Raw genomic sequence first — 18,422 nt, forward strand, 5'->3', positions numbered from 1 at the left:
CGTTTTTTTATGCGTAAGATTATCTTGCTTTGATAATATTGGTAAACTCACGTGATTTAAGAGAAGCGCCTCCAACAAGGCCTCCGTCGATATCCGGAGACGCAAAAAGTTCGTCAGCACTAGCAGCAGTAACACTTCCACCGTAAAGAATAGAGATTTCTTCAGCAGTTTCCGCGCCGTATTTCGTTGCAATATGCGCACGTAAAGCAGCATGCATTTCCTGTGCCTGTTCTGCGCTTGCAGTAAGTCCTGTTCCAATAGCCCAGATTGGTTCGTAAGCGATAACAACAGAAAGCAATTGCTCAGCAGAAAGATGGAAAAGACTTTCTGTGATCTGATTTTTTACAAACCCGATATAATCTTCGTTTTGTCTCTGGTCAAGAGATTCTCCGCAGCAGAAAATTGGTGAAATGCCGTATTCCAAAGCGATATTAACCTTGGCAGCAAGCAATTCGTTGGATTCATTAAAATACTGGCGACGTTCACTGTGCCCAACGAGCACATATTCAATCCCGATAGATTGAAGCATGGCAGCAGAAATTTCACCTGTGAATGCACCAGAGAGTTTATCAGAGCAATTTTGCGCGGCTAATGCAAAATTTGGAGATTCTTCAATATATTTTTTCAGGGTAGTCAGATAAATGGCAGGAGGGCAAAGAATCACTTTTACATCCCCTTTTACCTCATCATTAGCCATGTTAACAAGTTCGGAGGTTAAGGCAACAGCCTCATCCATAAGCTTGTTCATCTTCCAATTACCGGCAACTATTTTTTTTCGCATAATTATTTTATTGTGTTAAATCTTCATTTTGCGCTACAAAAATACCATATTTTCCATATTAACCGTATTCTATTTGCCTTTTAAAATATATTCAACTTAATAAGGAAATATAAAGAATTAGTTGTGTTTATTATAGAAATTAAAAGTAATTTTACTTAAGAAACTGATTTTGTTAAAATGACCACTTACTCTGCCTTTATAAGATGTAAGTCATTATAAATGAGACCGTTTAATTGATTGAAATATAAATACTAACAAAAGTTTAAAAGAAAGGAGGCCAAGATGAAAACGTTTATCTGGTTATGTATAATAAGCCTGGTTTTTATTGTAAAACCAGCAATAGCGTCATCTGCTGACGGGTTAAAGCTTGCTGATTCGGAGAAATACGGATATTTTCTGGAAAAAAATCATAAAACTGCACGTATCCCTTTTGAGCTGCACTCAAATCTGATTTTGGTTTATGTCAAAGTTAATGATGTAGACTCGTTACGATTTATTCTGGATACGGGTGTGAGTTCAATCATTATTACTGATCCACTTATTTTGAGACCGGACAAACTTCGGTTAACACGTACTGTAAATCTTTCCGGTGCGGGTGAAGGAAAATCCATTGCTGCCCATGTAGCGATTGATAACAGGTTTTCGATGGGTCGTTTGAAAGCAAACCACCAAAATATTGTCGTTATTGAAAAAGATTTTTTACACCTTTCTGAATATGTTGGTGTACCCGTTCATGGTATTTTTGGGTACGATGTGTTCAACAATTTTGTTGTGACAATCGATTTTGCCAAAAGAGAACTTGTTCTGGTTCAAAACGGGAAATATAAGTATAAAGCCAGAAAGGGCGACAAGCATGAGATTACCATCGAAGATGCCAAACCGTTTACAAATGCAGTAACATTATTTGCAGACGGTCGTGAAAAACCTATTCGAGTATTAATTGATACTGGTGCTGGACATGCTTTGTTATTGAACAATACGCCTACTGAAACTTATCGGTTGCCGGAAAAAGTGATCCGCGCACAACTGGGCAGAGGATTAAATGGTGTGATCAATGGAAATCTTGGTCGGGTTGACAGGATGCGTTTAGGCAAATTTGAACTGGACAATATTGTTGCTTCCTTTCCAGATAGTCTTGGGTTTAGTTCAAAAATGAGTAAAGGAGTTGAACGTCAGGGTAATATCGGTTGTGAATTGCTGAGGAGATTTAAGGTTACCATGAATTATCATGAAGGTTATATGGTGTTGAAACCTGTCAGAAGTATGATGCGCCAAAAATTTGAACACGATATGAGCGGCATGGAAATTCGGGCAGATGCAGCTAATTTGCATTCCTATTTTGTTAACCATGTGCAGGAATCTTCTCCGGCATTTAGTGCAGGTTTAGTGGAAGGAGATCAGCTGCTTTTTATTGATAATCACGCTGCTGCTGAACTCAATGTAAGCGAGATTTACAAACTGATGCAAAGAGGTGATGGCAGAAATATTGATCTGCTCGTAAAACGCAATGGAGCCATTTTCTTTACCAAAATTACACTGAGAAGAATGATTTGAGTATTTTTAGACTCTAAACTAAATAGTAGTCTTGATTTGGAACGCCTAAGATTAACAGAAGACGGATCTCATTCTTTATATAATTCCCAATACAATCAGCATTATCATTCTGTGTCTGGAGCTCTCAAAGAGTCCAGACACATTTATATGAACCTGGGCCTGATTCCTGCGCTGGAATCGGATCAGGAAACGATTCATGTTTTTGAAATGGGCTTTGGCACAGGTTTAAATGCTTATTTGACCTGGCAGGCTGCGGATCAGTATAAAAAGAAAATTCTCTACACTGGCGTTGAAGCTTTTCCGGTTTCATATGAAGAGGCGTCTCATTTAAATTACGAATCAGTCATTTCCCAGCCTGGATTTATGCAGCTTCATAAAGCGACCTGGTTCACAAATCATTCTTTTTCAGAATATTTTCAATTTAGAAAAGAGCAACTGACGTTACAGGAATTTACGCCGGAAAATCTTTTCGATGTGATTTACTATGACGCCTTCGATCCCAAAGCCCAACCAGAACTTTGGACAGAAGAAATATTGAAAAAAATAGCGGCCCAAACCCGGCAGGGTGGCGTATTAGTTACATATTCTTCCAAAGGAATTGTGAAACGGGCGCTGGCCGCAGCCGGTTTTAAAGTTGAAAAACATAAAGGTCCTGGGAAAAAGTGGCACGTTCTTCGGGCAGTGAAGCAATAGCTTAAGTCTGGCGTCGTTTTACAATGCTTTGCCGGAAGTAACGTTAATGGGTACATTTGTTGAATTATTAAAAGTGTTAGTTTTAAAACCAGTATGGCATATCAGGATATTATAAGTCAGGAATTACGGGAAGCACAAACCGTTCTCGACACATTTTTAAGTGATCCGGTTCAAATAGAAAAAATTGAAAAAGCAGCGTCTTTAATGGCGGATGCAATTAAAAATAATCATAAAATAATTTCCTGTGGAAACGGCGGTTCACATTGTGACGCCATGCACTTCGCGGAAGAGCTTACGGGTCGTTACCGAGATAACCGTCGCGCAATGCCTGCCATCGCAATTTCGGATGTAAGCCATATCAGCTGCGTAAGCAATGATTTTGGTTTTGAATATGTCTTTTCAAGATTTGTTGAAGGTCTTGGCCAGGAGGGTGATGTACTTTTAGGCCTAAGTACCAGTGGAAATTCTGCAAACATTATTCGTGCAGTAGAAGCTGCAAAAGAAAAAGGAATGAAAGTGGTGATCATGTCAGGAAAAGACGGCGGAAAACTGGCCGGAATTGCTGATGTTGAAATCCGTGTTCCACATTTCGGTTATGCCGACAGAATTCAGGAAATACACATCAAAGTGATTCATATTTTCATGCTTCTTATTGAAAAAATGGTGATTGAAGGATAATTTTTAGTAATATGCTTTCGGGTTTATATTAATTATTCTGATTTCATGAAAGTACGTCCGGCAGTTGTCATTATTAAGGAAGATACTGTTTTGACCATGCGTTATGTGTATGGAGAAAAAGAAGTATACGCACTTCCCGGAGGTAATCCTGATCCTGATGAATGTCTTCCGGAAGCACTTCGACGGGAATTAATGGAAGAATTGGGCGTTACCGTAGAAATTGGTGAAATGGCGATTTGCGGTGAAGTTTTGTGGAGCGAAGTGAAAAAAGAAACGCTTCACATGGTATTCAATGCGAAAATAACATCCGGAAATCCCGCCCTGAATCCTGTGGAAACTACGGCTTTGGAAATGGTTTGGTTACCTTTTAAAGAGCTGGATCAAATGCTTATGTACCCGAATGTTGGAAAAGACATCCTTCAATATCTTAGTGGGAATTTAAAGTCTTCTTATGTCGGCGTAATTGACCAGCCGTACGTCCAGTAAATAGTAAATAAAATTTTATTAGTCGTCTATTCTGCCATTATCGGGAAAATCGGGAATAAATTATTGTGATAAGTAGCATTTTTGGAGGCTTTTTAAGGCTATTTCCATTATACTTTTAATTCAGGCTTCACAAAAACAGAAACAAACCGTACTTTTGCGGTTTAACGAGTTTCAAGGATCAATGGACAACGAGAGGAAGGAGCGATTATCACAGTTTTTGAAAAGAAACTCTGAGGGCCAAACATTATCACAAGGACGCTCAATTTTCAGCAGTGGAGGTTACAGCATTGTGAAATTGGATTACAATGGAGGAGGCTACGCCGAGTTCAAAGTGAAAAGTGATTACTCGGTCCGGGATTATGTTATCAAAATCCAGGATTTTCTTACCCCGAATATAATTACTTCCTGTACATGTACGCATGATTATGGCGGCCTGTGTAAGCACAGGATTGCCATGACGCTGTATGTGCTGGACAAAATGCCTGCTTATGTGAAGCCAACAGAGCATAACATGGCGGATACGATGGTGGTACTTCCTTCTCTTAAGGACGTATACCTGGAAGATTTTGTACAGCGTGAACACTGGAATAATCGTAATCAGCCTGTTAAAGTTGATATTTTGGCAACTCGTGATGGTTTTGCTGAATGTAAAGTAAATCTTCGGGATAACGAATTCTCTGTACAATTCACTAAAATCCCTAATTCCAACCAGATACAAACGAGCTGTTCATGTGAGCAGATATTATATGTTCCCTTATGTGAGCATAAACTGGCCTCACTGCTAAAACTGCGTGATCAGTTTGGTGAACGTGCGTTTGATATGATGCGTGACTGGACGGAAGATAAAACTACGCTCCTTGCGGAATATGGCTACACGCTGGAGGATAATCTGGAAGGAAAATTTGATTTCAAAATTGACCAGAGCGGTACACTACAATTAATAAGACAAGATAAAGGAATACAAAAAGTTGGTGTTTTCCAGAACTGGCGACAACTCCGTAATAAAGTTATTCCTGATTTGCAGCCGGTTTATCAGGTAAATGATTCAGACTCACATTCGGGAGACGAAAGACTTTCGCTCTATGTTTTCTGGCCGAGAGGTTTTGATAGTTTACTGGATGTAGGTTTTGGGATTTTTTCAGCCAAAAGCAGTTCAAAAACACAAAAATATACCCACATTAGAAGTATTGCAGGCGGGTCAGGAACAGCATACTTACCAGAAGAAATTCCGGTTTTGACAGCTAGTGATTCACGCCTGGTTCGTATTGCACGTCACTTTAGTCCGGAAGGTCTTCAAAAATATATGAAGAGCCAGGGACAAGCCGGCGCGCATTTGAGCGACGAATCTTCTGATTACCAAAATGAAGCGAGGAAATGGGTAGGCAGACAGATCGTCCGGATTTTTAAAGATCTTAGTGGTGATCGTTTATTCATTACAGAAAACGATTATGTAACAAACCAGAATCAGCTTCAGGAAGTAAAAATTCATCCAACACCAGCCAAATTATTTTTTGTATTAACCGAGGATCAGGAATTTATCAGTCTCAACCCGTATGTTGAAATTGAAAAAGGCCGGCCAATCGATTTGCAGCAGGTTGCTTCCTCTTTCGACAGTTTTTGGTTAGGCATTTATAAAGAAGATAACCTTTTCCGTTGGGCCAGCATTAATGATGCCGAAATGGTGGATTATCTACGCCAGAACGGATATAAAATCCGGGTAAGAAAGGATCACGCTGAAACTTTCATGAAGGATTGGGTTATGCCGGTTACTGAACATTTTGAGGTGGTTTTTCAAACGCGCCACGCTTTGGAAACCAGTGCAATGAAATTTGAAAAAGGCAGAGTTTATCTGAAAGAAGACGACGCCAATTTGCTTATCGTTCCGACTTATGTGTATGAGGGTGACGCGGAATCGGAAGAAACTGAACTGATTCACGACAACCAGCGTACGAAAGCACGATTTGAAGATAATCATATCCATTTGCTTGAACGAGATATGGGTGCCGAGAAAGCGCATTGGGAATGGGTGAAATCACTGCACCCTGATTTTGCGCAGCAGCCGGACCAACCGTTTTTCTTTATTCCTTTTGAAGAGGTAATGAAAGATGGATGGTTGTTTCACTTTGTGGATACGGTTGAGGAAAAAGAAATTCAGCTTTTAGGTTTTAAAGACCTGAAAAAAATGCGGATTAACCCGAACAGGGGAAAGGTGCAAATTCGTGCTTCTTCCGGAATTGATTGGTTTGATATGCAGATCGAAATCACTTTTGGAGATCAGCAGGTATCGCTTGCGGATGCTAAGAAAGCATTATTGAAAAAACAGAATTACGTGGAACTGAAAGATGGTTCGATGGGAATTTTGCCAGAAGAATGGATTCAAAAACTTGAACCGTTGTTAAAGTTCGGGCGTGTGGATGGTGACGAAGTACATTTATCAAAATTCCATTTTTCGCTGATTGAAGAATTAGCTTCTCAGATCGATAACGAAGAAGTTTTACAGGAGCTTTGGGAGAAAAAACAAAAACTCCTGAATTTTAAGGAAATACCAAGCGTGCCGCTTCCTGAAAATATCAACGCTACGCTGAGACAATATCAGGAAGAAGGATATAAATGGCTGAATTTCCTGGAAGAATTTGGTTGGGGCGGATGTTTGGCCGATGATATGGGTTTGGGAAAAACGCTGCAAATGTTAACCTTTCTACAACATCAGAAAAACAAGAATCCAAAGGCTACGAATTTAGTCGTAGTTCCTACCACCTTGATTTTCAATTGGCAGGCAGAATCTGCGAAGTTTACACCAGAGCTGAATTTGTATGTTCATCGTGGTATGGACCGTCGGAAAGATCTTGAAATTTTCCACGATTATGATATTGTACTGACAACGTATGGTACAATGAGAAGCGATGTTGAGTTGTTGAAAAAAATACAGTTTAATTATATTGTTCTTGATGAATCACAGGCGATCAAAAATCCGGATTCGTTAACGGCAAAAGCGTCCAGATTGCTGAGATCAAATAATCGTCTGGCTATGACGGGTACGCCGGTTGAAAATAATACATTCGATTTATATTCTCAGTTTGAGTTTTTGAATCCAGGATTACTAGGTCACGCCGACTTTTTCCGGGCAGAATATGCTACGCCAATCGACAAGTTTCAGGACAAAGTAAAGGCGGAAGAATTGCGTCGACTGGTTTATCCTTTTATGTTGAAACGGACCAAGGAAGAAGTTGCTACCGACTTGCCGGATAAAACAGAAACGATCCTGTATTGTGAAATGGGCAAGAAACAACGGAAGGTATACGAAACAATTCGTGAAAAATACAGATTGCAGATTGCTGAGAAATTGGCAACAGATGGTCTTAACAAAAGTAACTTCCTGATCTTTGAAGCACTTCTGAAACTTCGCCAGATTTGTGATTCGCCGGTGTTGCTTTCGGATGATGTGGATTATGGAAATGAATCTGCGAAGCTGGAAGAAATTGTAAGGGAAATTGAGGAAAATGCGTCAAACCACAAGATTCTTATATTTAGCCAATTCCTGGGTATGCTTGATCTAATCCGTCAGCATTTGGAAAAAGTGAATATTCCATATGAATATCTGGATGGACAAACGGTTGATCGTGCTGGCCGCGTAAACCGTTTCCAGAATGATCAGAATTGCCGTGTTTTCTTAATGAGTTTGAAAGCAGGTGGAGTAGGACTTAACCTGACCGAAGCAGATTATGTTTATCTGATGGATCCATGGTGGAATCCGGCTGTTGAACGTCAGGCTATTGACAGAACGCACAGGATTGGGCAAACGCGTAAGGTGTTTGCTTATAAAATGATCTGTAAGGATACAATTGAAGAGAAGATATTGCTGCTGCAAGAACGCAAGCAGGAACTGGCGGAAGATTTGGTAGGCGGCGAGGCCGGATTTATCAAAAAACTAAGTCAGGATGATATAATGGCATTATTTAGTTAAAAAAGAATGGTCTACGATTTATTTCGTAGACCATTCTTTTTAATATCTATTGCTCCACAACAGCAGTAAATTCGATTTCTACAAGATAGTCGGGCGAGACTAATTTGCTGATTTCATAAATTCCGGTCGTTGGTTTTATCTCTCCAAAATAAGCACCATGTGCTTTGGCGATATCGTCAAATTTGGTAATATCCGTTGTGAAGATCCTTGTGCGAACCACATCTTTCAGCGAAACGCCAGCTTCTTCAAGCACTTTTGAAATTCTTTCAATGATGTTGTTGGTTTGTGCATAAGCATCATCCGCTTTCACGATTTCTCCGTCAACAATAGCAACGGTTCCTGAAACTTCTACAATGTTTCCGATACGTACGGCACGGCAATAACCCATCTTATCTTCCCACGGCGAACCGGTAAGGATATTTTGTCTTGGCATGGTAAGGAATTTTTTAAATTTTTGTGCTGTAAATATATCCATTGAAATTTAAATGGAAGCGATATTAGAACATTTATGGTTAGCATGAGCCTGCAATGACGGCATCGCTGTCTCCTGTTTATAGCAATAATTTCAAAGGCCCAGATCCTGGCTCCGTAGGAGCCTCCTAGAATATTCAGGGAACTCCTATGGAGTTAGGAATCTGGCGTTGGATATATTTTTTCTATAAACAGGAGGCTCCACAGGAGCCGTTAGCAAGTCGTAATTCATTTATCTCAAACCCTTTTTATTCAAATAATCAATCAAAGCTTCCGGATGATCAGTTTGTAAACCTTGCACACCTTTATTTATCGCTTCATTCCAAGAAGTCGGACCTTCTGTTGGACTTTGGACGTCAAGCCAGGTCGAAATTCCTTTTTCTTTTATCATTTTCTCCATATCCGGATTAACAACATTATCAATTACACTAATTTTTATCTCGTTAAGAAAAGATATTAGCTGATCGGTATTTTTGATTTCGTCTGGAATGCTGGTCATCAAGGGCATTTGTGGAGCCATGGATTTCCATTGCGGATATTGTTCTTTTTTATTGATATACACCACAATCTGCTTTTCCATCCCTGCTTCCTGAATCTGTTTCCAGGTCTGCGCCACATCTGCATCTTTAAAATCAAGATAAATATTGATCTTGTTTTTACACAATTTCAAAACATCCCTGAATTCCGGAATTCTGTATATTTTTTTATTGTGATTGAATACCTGAAGCTTCTTGATTTCAGCCATAGTATGCTCGTTTATTTTACCTTTTCCATTCGTGGCGCGGTCAACCGTTCCATCGTGGTGAATGATAAGATGACCGTCTTTTGTTGTGCGTAAATCTACTTCAACATAATCCACACCATATTTAATTGCTTCATCAATGGACGCCAGCGTATTTTCGGGAACATTAACATGGTTTCCGCGATGCGCTATGACAATGAGTTTATTCTTGCTTGCAGGTAAATTCTGCGCTATTGAAAAGGTTGAAATAAAACAGAAAACAATCTGGATCAGAAGAAGTTTAGTTTTGTACCCGGACATTGTAAAATTGATTTGTTGTTTGAAAAAACGGAAAACCGTTCCTTCAGTACTTTATGTTTCGCAATACGGGCCACTTCGGTGTATTAACAAAAAAAGTCTAAAAATTTGAGATTTATTCTCCCAAATCCTTAGACTTTTAATATTGATTAACAATCAGCTAATGAGCCTCACTAAAAGCCAACTGCTAATTGCCAACAGCTAATTAAACTATTTCAAAACTCGACAATTTCACAAATTCCTGAACACGTGCATCAATTTCTTCTTGCGAAAGATTTATGATACGTTCAGTACCAAATTTCTCAACACAGAAAGATGCCATCGCAGAACCGTAAATGATAGCGCGTTTCATGTTTTCGAAAGAAACATCATCTGTTTTGGCAAGATATCCAATAAATCCTCCTGCGAAACAATCGCCTGCTCCTGTTGGATCAAATACAACTTCCAATGGCAAAGCCGGTGCAAAGAAAATTCTTTCTCCCTGGAATAAAAGTGCTCCGTGCTCACCTTTTTTGATGATAAGCGTTTTTGGTCCCATCGCCATAATTGTGGTCGCAGCTTTACGCAAAGAATATTCTCCTGAAAGCTGGCGTGCTTCTTCATCATTGATCGTCAAAACATCTACTAACGAAATAACGTCTTTCAAATCATCCATGGCGATGTTCATCCAAAGATTCATGGTATCAAGCATGATCAGTTTTGGACGTTTCGCCATACGCTCAATAACAGATTTCTGCGTAGCAGGAACTGTGTTTCCCAACATCAGGTATTCTGTGCCCTGATAAGATTCTGGAATGATCGGATCAAAATCAGCCATTACATTCAACTGAGTTTCAAGCGTATCACGCGTGTTCATATCCTCATGGTATTTTCCTGACCAAAAGAAAGTTTTACCGTCAGTGATTGTTTTTAAACCTTCGGTATTAACTCCGTGTTCTACAAGAAGGTCAACCATTTCCTGAGGGAAATCACCGCCGACAACCGCTACCAGATTATTTTTTTTGGTAAAATAGGAGGCAGATAAAGTGATATAGGTTGCCGCGCCGCCAATGATTTTATCGGTTTTTCCGAAAGGAGTTTCAAGGGCATCAAAGGCCACAGAGCCAACTGTTAATAAACTCATAAAGTAGTATAGTATTGATTTTTAGTAAGTTTCAATTTTTGATTTGAAAACAAAAACGCTGCGAAGATAATAAAAACAGCTGAATAGCATCTTTAAAGGATGGCATAATCCTAAACAGTTGGCGGTCAATCCTGAGTTATTTGCTATTTTTGTCAGGCAACGTTAATTAGGATGTAAATCTGAGAATGAAAATTACTATCATTGAAACGATGCGAAAGATGATTGCGATTGACAAAGCAAGAGCGCAAATCGAACTTGCGAAAGAACTTCTTATAAATCATGCCAAGCCCGAAGATGGATTATTTCAGAACAGAATGTATGTTAAACAAGCCGGACTTACTGCATATAAAGGTCTTTTGTTGATGCTCGTCGAGTTGTTGAAAGAAGACAGAAAAGGTCAAGAAGTTATAATAGAGCAGGATTTGTTCAAATTGAATAAAAGAATATTTGCTGACTTTGTCACTGCCCAACAAGTTCTGACCAAATCAATGGGAGTTTACGGCACAAGGAGCCAGGAGTTAGCGAAGCTAGGAATTTCAGAAGCTGAAATGATTATAACCTGGGTTGAAAAGTACCTTGCCATAAAGACAAAAAAAGAGCAAAATGCTTTTTAATGATATACAGACCAATTACTAAAATTGATTACAAGAAAGTAAAATATTCATGACTGATAAAACATACCAGCCCCTTAAAATATTCAATACGCTTACCCGTAAAAAGGATTTGTTTGTGCCACTTGCTGCGCCGTATGTAGGCATGTATGTCTGTGGGCCAACGGTTTACAACAATGTTCACCTTGGAAATATCCGAACTTTTCTATCTTTTGATATCCTTTATCGTTATCTGACGCATATTGGCTACAAAGTCCGGTATGTAAGGAATATTACAGATGTCGGCCATTTGGTGGGTGACGGTGATGAAGGCGAAGACAAAATCGGTAAAATGGCGAAACTGCAACAGTTGGAGCCCATGGAAATCGTTCAGCGCTATACCAATGATTTTCACGATGTTTCCGCTGAATTCAATTTGCGTCCGCCAAGTATAGAGCCAACGGCAACAGGGCATTTAATTGAACAGATTGAAGCAGTTACAGCCCTTATTGAAAAAGGTGCTGCCTACGAATCAAATGGTTCTGTTTATTTCGATATCGCAAAATATAACGATGCGGGAAATGAATACGGAAAGCTTTCAGGAAGAATTATCGAAGATCTTTTGAATGAAACGCGTGATCTGGATGGTCAGTCTGAAAAACGTAATCCGCTTGATTTTGCACTTTGGAAAAAAGCCAGTCCTGAGCATATTATGCAATGGGATTCTCCCTGGGGAATGGGTTTTCCAGGCTGGCATTTGGAATGTACTTGTATGAGTGCCAAGTATTTAGGAAAACAGTTTGACATTCACGGTGGTGGGATGGATCTAAAATTCCCTCATCACGAGTGTGAAATTGCGCAGGCAAGAGCTTTGACAAATATTGAGCCAGTACGGTATTGGATGCATACAAATATGCTTACGGTGAATGGCCAGAAAATGTCAAAATCGCTGAATAATTCATTTTTGCCTAGTCAGTTATTTTCAGGAGATCATGAATTACTGGATCAGGCTTATAGTCCCATGACTGTTCGCTTTTTCATGCTGCAAAGTCAATATCGCAGTACGCTGGATTTTTCTAATGACGCGTTAAAAGCGGCTCAGAAAGGCTACAAGCGTTTAGCGAATGGCATGCGTTTAGCAAAAATGCTGAAATATTCTGACGAAGAAGTTGCGCGTGACGACAAGAAAATCGAAGATATAGAAAAATCAGTTCAGGGTTTCTATGACGCCATGAATGATGACTTAAATACTTCTGTTGCGATCGCCAATCTGTTCAACATGCTGAAATACATTAATATGCTGAACATGAACCAGGTAAAATCTGCCGCTTTGGGTGAAGCAACTTTTACGTCTTTGTTGGAAAACTTTATCGTTTTCATCGAAAATGTACTAGGGTTAAAAGAGGAGTTGAGCGAAGGACACGCGGTTTTGGATGGGATGTTGAACCTTTACCGGGAATATAAAGCTGTTCAGAATTACGAGAAAGTGGATGAAATCCGTACTTATTTCAAACTTCAGGGACTGGCGATCCGTGACAGCAAATTGCGCGTGGATTGGGCTTATGAAGAGTAGGCAGGTATAGGTTCTAAATTACTTTAAGTTTTCAAGGGTGTCACGCAAAGCAAAAAAGCGGACGCCGGTTTAAACACAAAGACCGCTAAGTTTTTCTCTTAGCGGTCTTTTTTTTAAATCTTTGCTCCTTTGCGTGAAACCTTCAAATTCTCTTCACAAGAATCTTAATATCCGAATTCCTCCCCTTATCATCACTACAAGAAATCTTAACCTTCCCGACCGGCGGACTAATAAACACTGCTTCATGCGGCGGTGAACGCTTAACCAACTTATCATTAACATACCAAAAAACCTCCTGCACATCAATACCAGTCTGACAACTTAACTGAATTTGCTGCGGTTCGTTGGTTTGGATAAAATATTCGCTTCCATCATTCGGGCTGATTATTAACGGCGCGCCTTCACGAAAAACACGTTCGCATAACGAATTATGCGGGGGTAATTTTTGGTAAGGAATTTTCTTGGATTCATAATAGGCAATTAGTTCCGGGGCCAGGTTCGGATACGTCTTTTTTACAAAACCACTTTCAGGGAGACAATAAGTACAATAAGAAATCTTCGAAGCCATATCTGTAAAAACGTAGCGTAGATGCTGACATTTATGATACGGAGAAACACCCATGATATAATAATCCGTAATCTGGTGATCACAAAAATCGCTGGGAATATCGCCGCTAACCGCACAGATCTTTCGTAACGACACATTTTCCGGCATTTGATACCAGCTATTTGTAGCATTATAATCCAGCGCATTGAAAATTGAAAATAACAACGGTGTCGCCGTATTCGCACCACTCAACTCGGGAACGCCTTCACCGGAAAAATTTCCAACCCAAACGCCGATTGTATATTTTCGATTATAACCGATACTCCACGCATCCCGCTTTCCATAGGAAGTCCCGGTTTTCCATGCGATTTTTGGTAAGTGATACGTATTGTCAAAGTTGGTAGGCAGGTCGGGGCGGGTGACTTGTGTTAAGATGTTGTTTAAAAGAAATGTCGCTTCTTTTGAAACAAGTTGTTCGCCTTTTTTGGAAATAGGATTTTCTGTGGCATACCGTAATTGTTTTAATTCCCCTTCGTTGGAAAAAGCTGCAAAAAGTCGGGTGAGTTCTTCCAGTGTAACCCCGCAGCCACCCAAAATCATGGATAATCCTAAACCGCTGGATTGTTTTCTGATTGTTTGAAAATCTGCCTTTTTCAATTTATCAATTAAAACCGGTGTACTCACTTCTTTCAAAATCTTAACTGCCGGAATGTTCAAAGAATTGGCTAATGCAAATTCCGTAGTAACCTGGCCATTGAAATGCTGATCAAAATTTTCTGGTTCATAACCACCAAAATTGGTCGGAACGTCATTCAAAACGGTTTTTGGTGTGATAATTCCTTTGTCAAAGGCGGTCGCGTAAAGTATTGGTTTTAGCGTACTTCCGGGTGAGCGGATCGCCCGAATTCCATCCACTTGTCCACCGTCAAAAGGATTATTAAAATCAGCTGAACCGACATACGCTTCGACCGCCATCGTTTCATTGTTAATCACAAGCACCGCTGCATTATGAATATTCATGCTTTGATGCCGGTTTACGTAATTTTTCACCTGTTCCTCAATTTGTTTCTGAGACTGGATTTTTATCGTGGAATTGATAATTGGCTGATCAGGAAAATCTTTTTTCAAACGTAAAGCAAGATGCGGCGCTTGTTTTGGTGCGGAGAGCCGGCGGACAATGAGCGGTTCACTGATCGCATCCTGGATACTATTTTGATCAAATAAATCTTCTTTACCAAACCGCGTCAACCACTGATTTCTTGCGACTTTCATGGCCTCATTTCTCGTTCCCGGACGCAGGCTTGATGGCCGGTTTGGAACAATGGTAAGTGCCGTAATTTCGGCGAGACTTAATAATTGAGGTGCTTTTCCAAAATATAAAAGTGAAGCTGCTTTAATCCCCTCAATGTTTCCTCCATAAGGAACCAGATTCAAATACAATTGAAGAATTTCATCTTTGGAATAATGTAATTCCAGCTGCATAGCGCGGAAAGATTCAGTCAGTTTATTGAGGTATGTCCTTTTTTTAGGTTCTAACAATCTGACAACCTGCATGGTAATTGTGGATGCACCGGATGTTCTTTTGCCGCTAAAAATATTTCTCCCGGCTGCCCGAAGCATCGCAAAGGGATTAATTCCCGGATGATAATAGAAATATTGGTCTTCCTTATGGATCAGTGTTTTTTGTAAAAGTGGCGTGATTTCAGAGATGTTCGTGTAAAGCCGCCATTTATCATCCGGGCTCAAAAACGCGTGTAAAACGGTTCCGTCGCTGGCGGTTATTTGGGTGGAATATTGGACTTTTGGTTTGAACGGGAAGAGGAGGTCGAGGAGGAGGAATGCGGTTAGGAGGCAGCTGAGGGTGATGGCTGCTGTTTTTAGGAAGGGTCGTTTAAGTGTTTTACGTAGAAGCAAATTTTAAATACAGAACAATTTTTTTGAAAATCAATAATCACACCTGTTGTCTCGGGAAGTGCGATACACTGAACCTCAGTCTTATCCCAAAATCTTTTCACGATGTTGTTTACCCCATGCATGCATTGCAATAATCATATCATTAAGTGTGTCGCTGTACTCAGTGAGCTCGTACTCAACTGTTACTGGGCTTGTGTTGCATACAGTACGGGTAACCAGAGCATTCATCTCCATTTCTTTCAATTCCCTTGATAATATGCGTGGAGATATGCCTGCCTCTCTTGATAGTTCGCGAAACCTTAATTTCCCACCTCTTAAAATAGCAATCAGCACCAGTTTCCATTTTCCACCCACTACGTCCAGCGTGTCCTGAAGAGTGAGCCTTGCTATTTTACATTCCTGATCCGTTACAGGTGTTAAACATTGATTTTTTCTTGTCATGATATCCTCTTTGTTACCGGTATCCTATATGTTACACGTCACAAAATTACAACATAGCTCTTTTACTTTTGTCCCGTTGTAATAAAGAAACCGTCAAGAAAATTTTAACTGTTAACAAATCTTATGAAAACAACCATCACTGACCATAGCGCTGCCCGCGCTGAGCGCGTATTTTTAATGCACCTCTCCATGTTCACCAATCCCGACATGGCTCTGGAAGACTATGCAAACCTTTATACCGATGATGCCGTGCATGAATATCCTTATGCACCTGCCCCTTTTTCAACAAAACTTGAAGGAAGGGACGCAATTGCGGCGTACATATCAAATGTAACCAAGAGTGCTACCGAATGGAGCTTTACTGACTTCAAATTTACGGCAACATCCGATTCTGATATCGTTTTTGTGGAGTTCGAAGGCAATGCCCTGGTTAATGCCACTGGTAAAACGTACCGTCAAATATACATCGGCCGCATTACTTTACGGGAAAATCAAATCTCACACTATCGCGAATTTTGGAATCCCAGCTGGATTTTGGATGCCTTCGTTCCGGCGCCTTCTGTCTAAGAATCAAATGACGGAGTTGTTTAAGAGCTTATATTTATTTAATGTGCTTAATTTCAGTGCATTAAATAAATATTGATTCTGAGTTTTCGCAATTAAAATTCAGATCACGTAATATCACCCAACGTATTAAGTGATATATAAAATCTTCAAGGAATCAATCCAGTTTTCAAATGGCTGGATGTTTAGGTTTAAATGCCTTTATGCCATCGGCATAATTCGTAGGTAGAAATGCAAACCCTCTGTATACGAGGCGTTCCGATAGGAACGCTTTGTGATAATTTTTTCTCTGCTTGCTACCAACAAAATGTACCGAAGGTACAATGTAGGGATTTACGTATTTTTCAAATAAACATATTTGTTCAATGCACATCTGTCAACATTTGCCCATCCCGCCAAAATTTCTTTATTTACTGACATATTACAAATAAAGACAATCATAATACCATTATGTCAAAATATATTGCGGCTATTGACCAGGGAACAACGAGTACACGTTGCATACTATTTAATCATCAGGGAAAAATTGTTTCCGTCGGGCAAAAGGAACACGAACAAATTTATCCGCAGCCAGGCTGGGTGGAACATAATCCGGAGGAGATATGGAAAAATACGCTGGAAGTTATCGCAATTTCCCGCATAAAGGCCTCAGCCACAGCTGCTGATATAGCTGCCATTGGTATTACAAATCAAAGAGAAACAACGGTTGTCTGGAATCGCCGGACTGGGAAACCTTATTATAATGCACTGGTTTGGCAGGATACCAGAACAACAGAATTGGTGGCTAAATATGAAAAAGAAGGTGGATTAAATCAGTTTCGTGATAAAACAGGTTTACCCGTTTCAACTTATTTCAGCGGCTTAAAATTAAAATGGCTTTTAGAAAATGTCGAAGGCCTGCGTGCAGACGCGGAAAAGGGCGAAGCCATTTTTGGAAATATTGATACTTTTTTAATCTGGAATCTTACAGGCGGAGGTCATGGGGGAATCCATGTAACAGATGTTACCAACGCCAGCCGGACGCAATTGATGAATCTTCGGACTTTGCAATGGGATCAGGACATGCTGGATGCTTACAATATTCCTGCGATTATGTTACCCGAAATAAAAAGCAGCAGCGAGGTTTATGGAACTGTAAGTAATGAAGTTTTGCCGGGAGTTCCTGTAGCCGGTATTCTGGGGGACCAACATGCGGCGCTTGTGGGACAAACTTGCTTTGAACCTGGTATGGCTAAAAATACTTACGGAACAGGTTGTTTTTTGGTAATGAATACCGGGACAGAATTGAAAATGTCAGATAACGGTTTATTGACTACCATCGCTTATAAATTTGGAGACCAGCCAGTTCAATACGCTTTGGAAGGAAGTGTGGCCGTTACCGGTGCTTTGGTTCAATGGGTTCGGGATAATTTGGGACTGATTGAAAAAAGCAGCGATATTGAAAGTCTGGCAAAAACAGTTGAAGATAACGGAGGAGCTTATTTTGTTCCTGCATTTTCAGGATTATATGCGCCTTACTGGCGAAATGATGCACGTGGCGTAATAGCAGGTTTGACCCGTTACGTTACCAAAGGGCATATTGCTAGAGCCGTTTTGGAGGCAACGGCTTATCAAACGCTGGATGTTGTCAATGCGATGGAGCAGGATTCCGGTATTAAATTATCTTCGCTGCGTGTTGATGGTGGGATGGTTTTAAATGAATTGTTGATGAAGTTCCAGGCTGATATGCTCAATACGCAGGTTGTGTCTCCCGCTGTTGCAGAAACCACAGCACTAGGTGCGGCTTATGCGGCAGGTCTGGCGGTTGGTTATTGGAAAAATACGGACGAACTGAAAAGTAATTGGGCCATTGCACATACCTGGAACCCGGATATGGATGGGGCAAAAAGAGATGCGTTATATAAAGGATGGCAAAAAGCAGTTACAAAGTCATACGCCTGGATGGATTAATAAAAATTTAATGCACGAATGAACTATTTTATAATCTGTATAAACTAAACTCTT

15 protein-coding genes are annotated in these 18,422 nt (G+C 40.1%); 9 read left to right on the forward strand and 6 right to left on the reverse strand.

Features of this window, described 5'->3' with window-relative positions; genetic code table 11:
* Positions 1-19: 19 nt before the first annotated feature.
* Positions 20-781: a triose-phosphate isomerase gene (gene tpiA / locus FZF08_RS09870; RefSeq protein ID WP_159468481.1), complete on the reverse strand. Its 762-nt coding sequence runs from the start codon at positions 779-781 to the stop codon at positions 20-22.
* Between the two features lie 282 nt (positions 782-1,063).
* Between tpiA and FZF08_RS09875 the strand changes: the two genes are divergently transcribed.
* The 5 genes from FZF08_RS09875 to FZF08_RS09895 all read left to right on the forward strand — a co-directional run bounded on the left by FZF08_RS09875 (position 1,064) and on the right by FZF08_RS09895 (position 8,156).
* Positions 1,064-2,335, forward strand: a complete 1,272-nt coding sequence (locus tag FZF08_RS09875; RefSeq protein ID WP_159468482.1) for an aspartyl protease family protein — start codon at positions 1,064-1,066, stop codon at positions 2,333-2,335.
* A gap of 36 nt (positions 2,336-2,371) precedes the next feature.
* Complete coding sequence (gene mnmD, locus FZF08_RS09880) at positions 2,372-3,028, forward strand: tRNA (5-methylaminomethyl-2-thiouridine)(34)-methyltransferase MnmD (RefSeq protein ID WP_159468483.1); 657 nt, start codon at positions 2,372-2,374, stop codon at positions 3,026-3,028.
* Between the two features lie 93 nt (positions 3,029-3,121).
* Positions 3,122-3,706, forward strand: a complete 585-nt coding sequence (lpcA, locus tag FZF08_RS09885; RefSeq protein WP_159468484.1) for a D-sedoheptulose 7-phosphate isomerase — start codon at positions 3,122-3,124, stop codon at positions 3,704-3,706.
* Positions 3,707-3,751: 45 nt separating this feature from the next.
* Positions 3,752-4,192, forward strand: coding sequence for an NUDIX domain-containing protein (locus FZF08_RS09890; RefSeq protein WP_159468485.1), 441 nt, complete (start codon positions 3,752-3,754; stop codon positions 4,190-4,192).
* A 217-nt stretch (positions 4,193-4,409) separates the two neighbouring features.
* The gene (locus tag FZF08_RS09895) at positions 4,410-8,156 is read left to right on the forward strand and encodes a DEAD/DEAH box helicase (protein ID WP_229216483.1); all 3,747 of its coding nucleotides are present in this window, start codon (positions 4,410-4,412) and stop codon (positions 8,154-8,156) included.
* 46 nt (positions 8,157-8,202) lie between these two features.
* Here FZF08_RS09895 and FZF08_RS09900 read toward each other — a convergent pair whose 3' ends face one another.
* The 3 genes from FZF08_RS09900 to FZF08_RS09910 all read right to left on the reverse strand — a co-directional run bounded on the left by FZF08_RS09900 (position 8,203) and on the right by FZF08_RS09910 (position 10,789).
* On the reverse strand, positions 8,203-8,589 hold the full coding sequence (locus FZF08_RS09900) for a RidA family protein (RefSeq protein WP_159468988.1): 387 nt from the start codon (positions 8,587-8,589) through the stop codon (positions 8,203-8,205).
* Positions 8,590-8,859: 270 nt separating this feature from the next.
* A complete protein-coding gene (locus FZF08_RS09905) occupies positions 8,860-9,669 on the reverse strand; it encodes a glycerophosphodiester phosphodiesterase family protein (protein WP_159468487.1) in 810 nt (269 codons plus the stop codon).
* A 202-nt stretch (positions 9,670-9,871) separates the two neighbouring features.
* Positions 9,872-10,789 (reverse strand): PfkB family carbohydrate kinase, encoded by a 918-nt coding sequence (locus FZF08_RS09910; RefSeq protein ID WP_159468488.1) that lies wholly within the window; start codon positions 10,787-10,789, stop codon positions 9,872-9,874.
* 185 nt (positions 10,790-10,974) lie between these two features.
* Here FZF08_RS09910 and FZF08_RS09915 point away from each other — a divergent pair, with 185 nt between their 5' ends.
* The gene (locus FZF08_RS09915) at positions 10,975-11,403 is read left to right on the forward strand and encodes a DUF5618 family protein (protein WP_159468489.1); all 429 of its coding nucleotides are present in this window, start codon (positions 10,975-10,977) and stop codon (positions 11,401-11,403) included.
* A 49-nt stretch (positions 11,404-11,452) separates the two neighbouring features.
* Positions 11,453-12,952: a cysteine--tRNA ligase gene (cysS, locus tag FZF08_RS09920; RefSeq protein ID WP_159468490.1), complete on the forward strand. Its 1,500-nt coding sequence runs from the start codon at positions 11,453-11,455 to the stop codon at positions 12,950-12,952.
* A gap of 142 nt (positions 12,953-13,094) precedes the next feature.
* On the opposite strand, the gene pbpC is transcribed toward cysS, so the two are convergent.
* Positions 13,095-15,413: a penicillin-binding protein 1C gene (gene pbpC / locus FZF08_RS09925; protein WP_159468491.1), complete on the reverse strand. Its 2,319-nt coding sequence runs from the start codon at positions 15,411-15,413 to the stop codon at positions 13,095-13,097.
* Positions 15,414-15,494: 81 nt separating this feature from the next.
* Complete coding sequence (locus FZF08_RS09930; RefSeq protein ID WP_159468492.1) at positions 15,495-15,854, reverse strand: helix-turn-helix domain-containing protein; 360 nt, start codon at positions 15,852-15,854, stop codon at positions 15,495-15,497.
* 123 nt (positions 15,855-15,977) lie between these two features.
* Here FZF08_RS09930 and FZF08_RS09935 point away from each other — a divergent pair, with 123 nt between their 5' ends.
* Together FZF08_RS09935 and glpK are read left to right on the forward strand one after the other, a co-directional pair.
* The gene (locus FZF08_RS09935) at positions 15,978-16,421 is read left to right on the forward strand and encodes a nuclear transport factor 2 family protein (protein ID WP_229216484.1); all 444 of its coding nucleotides are present in this window, start codon (positions 15,978-15,980) and stop codon (positions 16,419-16,421) included.
* Between the two features lie 447 nt (positions 16,422-16,868).
* Positions 16,869-18,368, forward strand: coding sequence for a glycerol kinase GlpK (gene glpK / locus FZF08_RS09940; RefSeq protein WP_159468494.1), 1,500 nt, complete (start codon positions 16,869-16,871; stop codon positions 18,366-18,368).
* Positions 18,369-18,422: the final 54 nt, after the last annotated feature.

Origin of the sequence: Dyadobacter sp. 3J3 (assembly GCF_009801115.1) — a bacterium.
Taxonomy (GTDB): domain Bacteria; phylum Bacteroidota; class Bacteroidia; order Cytophagales; family Spirosomataceae; genus Dyadobacter.